The sequence below is a fragment of the Dehalobacter sp. TeCB1 genome, from assembly GCF_001707455.1.
Classification (GTDB): Bacteria; Bacillota; Desulfitobacteriia; order Desulfitobacteriales; family Syntrophobotulaceae; genus Dehalobacter; species Dehalobacter restrictus.
Window position 1 is genome coordinate 1 of sequence record NZ_MCHF01000057.1, and the last position, 10,999, is coordinate 10,999.

The window sequence follows — 10,999 nt, forward strand, 5'->3', positions numbered from 1 at the left end:
GTACGCCTTTTTTCGAGAATTACTCGGAAAAGGCAGCTGAAATCGGCGGCGATAGGGCCGCTAACTTGGGATTATCCCACTTTATTATTTATTGGGATGATAAAAAACGTTATTAATCAGTGGTTCCCTAGTATTTTGTACGAAAACTTTGTGTCTCTTTTTTCGCATTCCTGAATTGTTTCGCCAGATACAATAAATCCATCCTGTTCAAGCATAAAATAAAAGTCTCTGGCATCATTCTTAATTATTTCAATGTCAACATCTGTAAATTGCTTATTTATTTTTTTGGCGAGATCATCAAGGGTTTGAGGTTTTCTACCTAAAGCAGAAAAAAATACAGCCCCACTTTCCGATAGAATTTTATCTCCGATGTTGTTTTTGTTATCATCAGTTCGTTTATATCCGAAATTCCTATTGTCCGTTACATACCCGAAGGACTCATAGTTTCTGAATATAATATTAGATTTTTGTTTGAAAAACATTACAATTTCTCCTTAGTAATCAAGCGACGAGTTTTCATTTATAACATCGTCGCCTGATTAAACTGTCCATTATCGTCCACCTGGCTTTGGTGGATTACAAGGTCTTCCACTCGGTTTACTATTGGGTGTGCATTGTGCCATCTGTACAGTACTTTGTGCCAATATCACAGGCTTTGCGTAAACCATATTTTTCACCTCCTATCTCAATTTTTGAAATATATCAACAGATTGCTCCGCCAATCGCATTATCTCTTAAAATGCAATATTTTACATGACTTTCGCCGGTGTTATCCAAAACTCACCCTATCATAACTCGCTGGGTCTATGCCCTTACATTCCTTCGTTCTGTTTTATGGATAAAAACGGAGATAGCGTTTAAGCTTTGGTGCTGGGTCATGCCCTAATGGAGGTGATCTCCTTATCTCCGCTTTATCGGCGTGTTTCATGTTTCTTGCTTTGCTGCGCCATAGGCACTGCCTTATCGGATGTCAAGGGCGGCGCAGCCGTTTATTTACCCTTGACATCCAGTACGTAACCAAAACCCTTGTAATGGGTTGCTTAAGCCGCTTTTAGGCTTAAGCAGCTTGATTGCTGATTTGGTTCTTTCTGCATTCCCCAAGCACTAATTCTGCCTTGTATTCTGTTTGCTTTTTTACCAGATTGTATATTACTGTTATTATTTTTTCGGAAATAACAACAAGTGCTTGCTTTTTCTTAAGCGGATTGGTTTCGCGCGTTTTCAGGTAAAGGTACAGTTCTTTCATTTCTTTGTTTACTGCAACCATGGTCATGGCCATCCGGTATAAAATACTTCTCAAGTTTTTCCTTCCGCGCTTGGAGATTGCTGTTCCACTTTTACTCTTGCCGGAGCTGTCTTCAACAAGGTTGTATCCGGCCATTTTGCTTATCTGACGCGGATGGTCAAATCTCAGCGGATCGCCTATCTCGCCTAAAAAACTTGCTGCGGTGACCACTCCTATACCGGGGATGCCGAGAATGATTTCCCCGATTCCTGTCTCTGCCAGAGCCAGTTCCATTTTGCTTTCCACTTGTTCGAGCTGCTTTGTTAGTAATTCCAATTCCTCGATCATTAACTCTAATTTCAATTTTGACGACGCTGTTCCATAACTCACGCCTATGGAGTTTTGGGCTGTTTCTACAAGCTGCTGAGCTTTTTTCCTGCCTACTGTCTTTTTGACGGCTTTCTTTATCTCGGCAAGTACTCCCTCAACTCCCAATTCAAGTATCAGTGAAGGGAATGGGCAGGTCTTTAATATCTGCATGGACGCTTTCCCGTTTAATGCATTTTTGAATACGAGTTTCATTTCAGGAAAGTATTCATCCATTACTGCTGTGATGGTGTTTTTTAAAGCGTTATGCCGCTTCATGAGGCTGATCCTGGCGTTTGACAGCACTCTTAGTTCCGCGAATATATCTTGGGGCATATATACTTCGTAATACCTGCCGTCACGCACAAGTTTCGCTATGGTTAGAGCATCTTTCTTATCGCTCTTGGTCTGGCTGTTGTCATCCAGCTCTTTGGCTTTTTTGGTGTGGTAGGGATTAACCATGACTACTTTTACTTCTTGCATCAACAGATAGTTGTCCAGCGGTTTCCAGTAGTGCCCTGTGGGTTCCATTCCTACGATTACGTCGTCAAGTCTTTTGTTCTTGCAAATTGTTTCGATGCTTGCTAAGATAGTTTCGAAGCCGGTTTTATCGTTCTGGAATTTCAGGGCTTTCCCCAATTCTATGCCACGATAATCCACGAACCGGGCCCACTGCGTTTCTTTGGCGATGTCTACTCCCACTATTAGTGTTTTAGGTGTTATTGCTTCTAATTTAATATTGTTACGGTTCTTCATCTGCTTACATCCCCCTGATTTTCTGTGATTTTTGTGCGTTTGTCAGGCACACTTAAATCATAGCAGGGGGTTGTTTATTTCTCAAAGATCATTTTCATTCATTACAGGAATGCTTTTCGACAAGAATTAGCTTTTCATAGAGAAATTATACTACAAAAATGGAATTAAGAGGAAAAAATTCAGTTTCAAGACAAAGTAATGATCTGCACAATGCTATCAGGTCTACTTGTAGATTCATCAATTTGCATCACCATTACCTCGTATGGTTAATATTCGGGAATATTATTGTTTCGTATTTCCCTTTAAATACTTCTCCATAGTTTTATCAAATTCTGAAATATATCTTTCATCTTGCCTTACACGAAATTTTTCATATTCTTTTTTTGCCTTATCCATGGCATCCTCATGGCTTATCTTTCCCGAATCCTTTAAAACCTCGCGACGATTAAACTTTAAAAACTCGTCAGTGATATGTAGCCAGTCTTTCATTGTCATAATATTTTGATTTAACGCCTGAAACTCAGCATAATCAATGTACATTGTCACAATTCTATTCAGTCTATCCAACTCATTTTGGTTAAGATAATTCTTTGCTACCTTCACATCACTCTTTAAAATTTTGCCGTGAGGTGACGCTTTCCATGTAGTCAATCCCATGGTTGGATGTTCACTGTCCGCCCGTCCATGGATAATTTCGGCGGCAGTTTTTCCTGTTATGGCAAAGTGCATTTTATTTTGCACAAAGGCATAAAATATTTTCGTTTCCTCGGAATTGGAGTTGTAATCGCTACTGCACTGTTCAAAAACATCAGCAATCTTCTGATAAGCTCTGCGTTCAGAAGCTCTGATTTCCCTGATGCGTTCTAAAAGTTCATCAAAATAATCCTTACCGAATGGCCTGCCGTTTTTGAGCATATCATCATTTAATACAAATCCTTTGACGATATATTCTTTCAAAGTCTGAGTAGCCCAAATTCTGAATTGCGTAGCTTTTTTGGAGTTGACCCGATAGCCAACAGCGATAATAGCATCGAGATTATAATAGTTGGTATTATATGTTTTTCCGTCTTCGGCAGTATGTGCAAATTTTGCACATACTGCTTCTTCTTTCAATTCATTTTCGGTAAATATATTCTTCAAATGTTTGGTGATTACCGTTCTATCCACGTCAAAAAGCTCACCCAGGGCTTTTTGGGTCAGCCAAAAACTTTCCTCTGCATAATAGACATTGACTCTTATCTTTCCTTCGTCAGTCTGGTAAAGAATGATCTTACTTTGTTTTGATATGTCGCCCACGTGACATATCCCTCCTTTTTATACCAACCATAACTTTTCATAGACAATTATACCAAACATATGTTCTGTATGCAATGTAAAAATGCAGGCATATTTTTTCCATTTTGTAATCACACCCGTTAATATCTATAGCATTTCTTCAATCGTACCCACCAGTTCATTCGCTATATTAACGCTGTCCAGCCTCATTATGCTTTCCTCCGAACTGCCGAAGCTCAAAAGGTTAATACTTCCGTACCATACAATCTTCTGATCGATTACCGCAAACTTCTGATGTATATTTGATTTAAAAATAAGGTTTGCTCCTGTTAATCGTACGGCATTAATCATATCTGAAAATGCCAACCTGTCCTTTTCCTTATAATCGCCCTCCGGTCTGGTGATTATGGTCAGCTTGGCCCCATTGTTAATTCCGGAAGACAGGATATTCAACATCTGATTCAGACGTTTTTTTGTCATATAAGGGCTGACAATAACAATGTCTGATTTTGCAGAAGAAATATCATTACTGAATACCGTCATAAAACTATGGTTATCAAAAATAGCATTCGTAGCTTCAAACGGCTTACTGTCGCTTTTGGCCGAATATCCTATGGAAGAGTATCCTTTAAGTCTCTTATGGTACATCCTTTCAAGCACACCGACATGAACGTCCACATAATCATAAACTTGGACTTCACTCTTGTTTTGATATAAGCGGTGAAGCCGTCCGGCATACTGCTGCACTGTTCCTTTCCAAGCAACCGGCATTGCCAGAAAAAGTGTATCCAACCTTGGTTCATCAAAGCCTTCGCCGACAAACCGACCGGTGGCCACAATAACAATACTCTCATCCGTCGGAATGCTTGAAAGCTTTTCATGCTTGATTCTTCTTTCTTTAGCAGTCATTCCTCCGGTTAATTCAATAACGTTTGGCATTACTCTTGACAATTCCCTGGCGATTGCCTCGACATGAGCCGTTCTTTCTGTCAAGACAATAGGATTTCGCCCTTCTTTCACACATTGAGTGACATCATCAACAATTAACTGATTCCGTATTTGGCTGGTACTGATTTGAGAATAGATTTCGCCAATAGACCACTCTTTCTCGTCCTGGCTTACCGGTTTTCTGAATGGCGTAAAACGCGGAATAATATAATGCTCAAATGGTCTTTTTTCAGCTTGTTCTTTAGCATCAACCTTATGCCGCACCGGGCCGCAATGCATAAATATGATGGGATGATGACCGTCCTGCCTCACCGGGGTTGCTGTCAATCCATAGACATACTTAGCCGGAACGTTTTTAAGAATCTGCTCAAAGCTGAATGCCGGTACATGGTGGCACTCATCAATAATAACCATGCCATAATCCTGGACAACATCTTTTACGTCGTCGCTTTTCACCAATGACTGCATAATCGCAATATCAATAATCCCACTTAAATTTTTCTTGCCGCCGCCAAGCTGTCCAATAATACTACGGCTCTTTTTCCTGCCTCGTCTTTTAATGGGATCGATAGGCAGCTCTTCATTAATCGTCAAAAATTGGTTCAATCGCTCTTGCCACTGCTCCAATAACTGCTGTGTATGAACAAGTACAAGCGTGTTGACTTTTCTTTCAGCTATTAGTTTTGCCCCTATTACTGTCTTCCCAAATGCGGTGGTTGCGGCTAAAACCCCATTATCGTGCTGCAGCATTGAGTAAACGGCATCCCCCTGTTCATCACGAAGATGTCCCTTGAATTGAACCTTGATAAATTTACCGGAAACGGTTTCGTCCGTCCACTTAATTTCAGAATTCATCGGTTCAAACAGATTTATTAAATCAATCGCACATCCTCTTGGAAGGCAAAGATAATCCGGCGTTTCATCAGACAAAGAAATTATTCTGGGCTTATTAAATGTCGGCAATCTCATAGCCTGCGCCTTATAAAAGTCAGGGTTACGGAAGGCCGCCAGGCGTTTCATCATATTTAGGGCTTTATTAGAGAATCCATCTTTGCGAACATATAGCATGTCGGCTTTTGTAATGTTAATAGTATCCGGAATATCGTTTTTACATAACCGTTTGTCTATCCGCGTCTTTTCCCATGGCTTCGTTTCTTCGTCTTCAATTTGCCTTAAATCTCCCAATTCATTACCGGTGCCAAGCTGGGAAATGTACCCGTTTATTTCCTCTTCGCTTAACTTCCGAACAGAGCTTAAGAAATGCCACTGATCACTATAGGGTTGAAACTTCTCATCAATAAATACGCTGTTATCACTTTTTCGTGCGTTGACTTGCAGAGGCAATACGATCAGATTCCCAAATCCGCCTTTGGGGAGTGTGTCCTGATTGGGAAACAACCGGTCATATGAACTAAATTTAATCTCATGCCTTTTTGACATGGCATGGGTTAGAAGCAGTGTGCCAAATTTTCTGGCCGTTGCCGCACTGATTTGATCCTTGAAAAAGAACCACGCATGGCCACCGTTCCCGGATTGCGACCGTTCAACGACAAAGGGAATACTTTTTTCGGTACAAGTATTTCTTAATGCATTTATATCTTTCTGCCAACCATCGTCATCAAAATCCATCGCAAGGAAGCTGCAGGTCTCATCCGGCCGCATAGGATAAACACCGTATACTGCCTTACCTCTTAAATGATTATCAATTGCAGAGGAATCAAGAATCGCATATTTTTTATTCTCACAGTCGGAACACTTGATTTTCGGCTTGCCGCAAATCCCTTTAGCCCATTCATTCAGACAAACTGGAGAATATCCCGATTTACCTTCTTTATTCTGCCATCTTTTAGCATATACATCATCCCTGCCTCTGAACAACGACATGAATAGATTAATCTTTTCCTGTGGAGAACTATTATTGGTTACTCGTTCAGAGCTATTAAATTGGTCTGAAAGGTCTTTTTCCTCTTCCATTGCATGAACTTCATTGTCGAATAAGGGCAATACCAACCCAAGCTGAATCTTGAAATCTTCATTTTCAACCTTCAGCCTTTTATTTTCTTCCAACAGCTTTTGGTATTTTCTATAAAGTTCTTCATAATCCATTGTTTTACGGTATCCTATCGTTAGTATCCTTATATAAATTGGTAAAATATACAAATATTATTTTATTAGTTTGGATGTAACAATGCAAGGATATATCAAAAACAGATTTTAGTCTGCTCCCCATTTTTATAGCTAATCATAGTATACAAATTATAAATCTGAATTCTAGCAACTTTATTCCTGATTATACCTTCATCATAACCCCCATTCTCACAAACAGCTTCTGCCAGAACATCCTGTATCCATCCTTCATCCATGGTGGGGGAATGAGGGCAAGCATCTTTGCCTTTTTCAATCCTTGTCGCACAGCGCCAGACTACCTTGCCCCGCTCAGTTCTCCGACGATAAGATGCTCCGCAATCTCCGCACACGAGCAAATTTCCCAGAAAGTATTTGCCATTATATTTACTTCCGCTGATTTCTACTGTGCCATCCTCGCTGGTAACAAGCCGCGCACGTTTCGCCATTTCTTCCTGAACCTTGTCATAAATTTCGGCAGAAACTATGGCGGCATGGCTATCCTTTACATAATACTTGTTCCGCTGTCCGATATTTTTGCTTTTCTTTCCGGTCATAAAATCCTCAGTAAAGGTCTTTTGAAACATTGTATCGCCCTTATATTTCTCGTTGGTTAACATCCTCTGGATCGTTTTTGTATCCCAAATTTCCTTGCCCGTTACAGTCTTAATTCCTTGGGCCTCCAGATAATCCTTAATTTGTCCTAACGTCAGGCCTTGTAAATATAAGTCAAATATCTTTCTTACCACCTCTGCCTGTTCCGGCACAATGACTATCTCACCGTCAACGCAAGTGTAGCCCATGAAATTCTTATACTTCGTCAATATCTCGCCCTTTTCAAACTTGCGCTGAATTCCCCATTTGATGTTCTCGCTGATATTTCGGCTTTCGTCCTGTGCCAGCATACCCCTAAGCGTAATTTCGAATTCTTTATCCGCTTCAATTGAATCCAGCTTCTCATTTTCAAAATGCATATTGATCCCTCGCTCTCTTAAAAATCTTGTAATCTTCAATATCTCCAGCGTATCTCTTGATACCCTGCTGATTGACTTTGTGATGATGTAATCAATTTTGCCTTTAGCCGCTTTTTTGAGCAGCTTGTCCAGACTTTTTCTGCCGCTTCGGCGAAGCCCGCTTTCAATATCATAATAAACACCGACAAAAATCCAGTTGGGATGGCTTTTTATCATCTTCGTGTATGCACTTATTTGAATCTCGAGACTGCGCAGTTGCTCCGACCCGGAGGTACTGACCCTGCAGTAAGCGGCAACCTTGAGCTTTTTATTCTCTTTGGGTTTAGCAGGTATAATCCTTACATTTTTCATTGTCCTTCACATCTATATAAAATGAGACACCCATTAATATTCTACCAAAAAGAAAAGACGCAGCGAGGAAATTCACTCACGTCAAAGCATATCTCTTACGACAATCCCGCTAAGCCTTGCAGCGTCAGCGTTCCACACGTTGCAACAGGATTACGGCTTCCGTATGCCTTGAGGATCCAAAAAAGATGTCGTACACATCTGGTATCCCCTTGGCGGAAGCTAATATTTCAGATAAAGTCGCCTGGATAGGCTTACTGTTATTTCTCCACCCTTTTGCTTCTATCATTCTTAATTGTTAAAGAAATGGATCGACACCTGCTCATAGCACCATCTATAAAAATAGCGTTATTAAATAGGTTAACAACATGTAAAGCATTCCTGCCATTGCTACAAGCAAAACTAAGGGGATTTTTCTACCTGCAAAACTATTAGTTAATGCCCCTTTCTTTGGACATACAGCAATGCATTTTTGGCAGTCAAAACATTCAGCCGATATTACCTTCTTCATTTTATGCACCTCTAGATTTGAGGGACATTTCTTTGTACATAACGTGCAATTGATGCACTTATCTTCGCATCGGACGATACCACTGGGGCTAAACCGACCTGCAATTCCGGCGACTGCACCCTGTATGCAGATATATTTGCAGAAGAATCTATCAATAAAGAATGAGCCAATAATTGTTACAAACATCAACATAATACTTATCCAGGCTAATCCAGGTATTATGTTATATTGCTCAAACACATCGTCAACACTGACTTGTAGCAGTAACTTGCCGCTTGCAATGGATAATACTGCAAAACCTGCAAGTATGATGTATTTCGCTGCTCTAAGATATTTATCGAGTGTTGCAGGAACTGTGACCCTTTTTTTTAAAAGCTTGAATCCTATATATCCAACACCCCTTTGCAGCGCCCCTACCATGCATAAAAAACCACAAAAGCTTCTTTTGAAGATAATGGCAAACAAAATAAATGTTATTAGGACTGCCATAATGCTAAGTTGAATTGCATTTTCGAAAGTCTCCTCAATAAGGAAACTAAAAACAAACGGGAATATTGTTAGAAAAAAAGGAATGGCCGTTTTTGCTAATTTCTTAGTATTAATATTCATTACATGACCTCCGTATATCTGGTTTGGTTTACATCTACGAATTACAAATCTTCACAAAAATACCTCCTGATTATTTATGTGATAATAATGTCAAATCACATTAAACAAACAGGAGGTATAAAATTAAACAAATCCTAAACTCTTTCTTTTTCAATTTAATTAATAATTATAATTTGCTACTCTAACCTGATAACCATATAATTTTATCTTATCTATTCAACCGGTATCCCGCCCCCCATACTGTCTCTAAGATTTTTGGGTTTTTACTGTCATCCTCAATTTTTTCACGAATACGATTAATATGCACCATAACCGTCGCGCTATCCCCAACATAATCATATCCCCATATTTTTTCAAACAATTGTTCTTTCGAGAAAACAATATTAGGATTTTCAGCCATAAATTTTAATAATTCAAATTCTCGGTTAGGAAAGCGAATTTCTTGCTCACCCTTATAGACCTTCCATCCATGCAGAAGAACCCGAATATTACCTATTTGTATCTCATCGCCCTTCTCACCCGATTCTATCTGATTGGCTTCTGTTAATCGACTATACTGTCTTATATTTGCATTTACTCTTGCTACAAGCTCAGCGGGATCAAAAGGTTTAGTAATATAATCATCTGCACCAAGTCCCAGACCACGAATTTTATCAACAGATTCCGTCCTTGCCGTTACCATGAGAATTGGAATATTAATTTCACCTCTTATCTCTTTGCATATCTCATAACCATTCTTTCCGGGAAGCATAAGATCCAGCAGTAATAAGTCAAACTTTTCCACATGCAGAAGTGGAAGTACTTTATCGCCATCACTTACAATGAATGTTTCAAACCCACTAGCTTCCAGATAAGCCTGTTCTATCATACTGATATCATCATCGTCTTCGACAATCAGAATTCTATATTTGGCATTCATCTAAATCACCATATTCAGCGAAAATTGGTAGTCTTATTCGAATAGTAAGACCGTTGCTGTTTTCTGCATCTACTGAGCCTCCCATAGCATCCACTAGATATTTTACAATATAAAGACCTAGTCCATTCCCTTCTTTTATATTCCTTGACTCATCACCTTGGAAAAATTGTTCAAAAATATGGGAAATCTTATCTTCTGAAACTCCACAGCCATTATCAGATATCTCAAGTACTACATATGAATGTTCTTCAAAAATATTAATGGTAATTTCAAGCTTATCTGTTTCTGCATATTTTTTACTGTTTTCCAGTATATTGTCAAGTATTCGTTTCATTTGTTCTCGGTCAACATTTGAAAACAAACCTTTTTTTACATCTTTAATTTTAATTTTTATAGATTCATTCTCTATCAATAATTCGTATCTTTTCACATAATCTTCCAGATACTCACTCCACTCTATCTTTTCAAAAAACAGTGGCATATTACCTGTTTCAAGTTTTGAGAAATAAAATAACCTTTCCAAAAGCCGATCCATTTCTATCGTTCGTCTATAAGCTGTATCAAGAAATTTTTCTCTTAATTCAGGTGTTGTCGCAACCCCATCCTTGAGACCTTTTATTGTTCCTCTGATTGCCGTTAATGGAGTCCTTAAGTCATGAGAAATTCCCGCCACCATTTCAACTCTCACCTTTTCATAAGACTCCTTTTCCGCATTAGCTTCCGTTATATGTTCCTGCATTTCATTAAATGCGTCACAGACATATTCAAATTCAAGATCTCCCTTGTATTTAACAGGTTCAGAAAAATTTCCTTCTTTCATTCTTTTTGCTCCTTTTGACAATGCATCTAAAGGATTTGTGATATGTTCTATAAGTCTCTTAGTAAAAATCTGACTAATTATGAGTAAGGCACCTATGCAAAATATACCATCAATCAGCAATAGT

8 protein-coding genes are annotated in these 10,999 nt (G+C 39.1%); all 8 read right to left on the reverse strand.

Annotation, left to right across the window (positions count from 1 at the left end):
* Positions 1-116: 116 nt before the first annotated feature.
* A complete protein-coding gene (locus A7D23_RS13320) occupies positions 117-482 on the reverse strand; it encodes a PqqD family peptide modification chaperone (RefSeq protein WP_025206016.1) in 366 nt (121 codons plus the stop codon).
* Positions 483-1,057: 575 nt separating this feature from the next.
* Positions 1,058-2,347, reverse strand: coding sequence for an IS110 family transposase (locus A7D23_RS13325; protein ID WP_019226668.1), 1,290 nt, complete (start codon positions 2,345-2,347; stop codon positions 1,058-1,060).
* A 282-nt stretch (positions 2,348-2,629) separates the two neighbouring features.
* Positions 2,630-3,652, reverse strand: a complete 1,023-nt coding sequence (locus tag A7D23_RS13330) for a virulence RhuM family protein (protein ID WP_141690681.1) — start codon at positions 3,650-3,652, stop codon at positions 2,630-2,632.
* A gap of 117 nt (positions 3,653-3,769) precedes the next feature.
* Positions 3,770-6,676: a DEAD/DEAH box helicase family protein gene (locus A7D23_RS13335; RefSeq protein WP_019226666.1), complete on the reverse strand. Its 2,907-nt coding sequence runs from the start codon at positions 6,674-6,676 to the stop codon at positions 3,770-3,772.
* A 95-nt stretch (positions 6,677-6,771) separates the two neighbouring features.
* On the reverse strand, positions 6,772-8,019 hold the full coding sequence (locus A7D23_RS13340) for a recombinase family protein (protein WP_019226665.1): 1,248 nt from the start codon (positions 8,017-8,019) through the stop codon (positions 6,772-6,774).
* A gap of 331 nt (positions 8,020-8,350) precedes the next feature.
* The gene (locus A7D23_RS13345; RefSeq protein ID WP_068884122.1) at positions 8,351-9,136 is read right to left on the reverse strand and encodes a 4Fe-4S binding protein; all 786 of its coding nucleotides are present in this window, start codon (positions 9,134-9,136) and stop codon (positions 8,351-8,353) included.
* A 208-nt stretch (positions 9,137-9,344) separates the two neighbouring features.
* Positions 9,345-10,055 carry a response regulator transcription factor gene (locus tag A7D23_RS13350; RefSeq protein WP_068884124.1) on the reverse strand — a complete coding sequence of 237 codons (711 nt, stop codon included), beginning with the start codon at positions 10,053-10,055 and terminating at the stop codon, positions 9,345-9,347.
* Positions 10,039-10,999: HAMP domain-containing sensor histidine kinase (locus tag A7D23_RS13355; protein ID WP_141690682.1), on the reverse strand; the 961-nt coding region annotated here is incomplete at its 5' end. The genes A7D23_RS13355 and A7D23_RS13350, both read right to left, overlap by 17 nt.

Bases quoted from the DNA above. Each gene is read 5' to 3' on its own strand.
- A7D23_RS13325 (WP_019226668.1), bottom strand. From the start codon at position 2,347: ATGAAGAACCGTAACAATATTAAATTAGAAGCAATAACACCTAAAACA.
- A7D23_RS13350 (WP_068884124.1), bottom strand. From the start codon at position 10,055: ATGAATGCCAAATATAGAATTCTGATTGTCGAAGACGATGATGATATC.
- A7D23_RS13345 (WP_068884122.1), bottom strand. From the start codon at position 9,136: ATGAATATTAATACTAAGAAATTAGCAAAAACGGCCATTCCTTTTTTT.
- A7D23_RS13340 (WP_019226665.1), bottom strand. From the start codon at position 8,019: ATGAAAAATGTAAGGATTATACCTGCTAAACCCAAAGAGAATAAAAAG.
- A7D23_RS13320 (WP_025206016.1), bottom strand. From the start codon at position 482: ATGTTTTTCAAACAAAAATCTAATATTATATTCAGAAACTATGAGTCC.
- A7D23_RS13335 (WP_019226666.1), bottom strand. From the start codon at position 6,676: ATGGATTATGAAGAACTTTATAGAAAATACCAAAAGCTGTTGGAAGAA.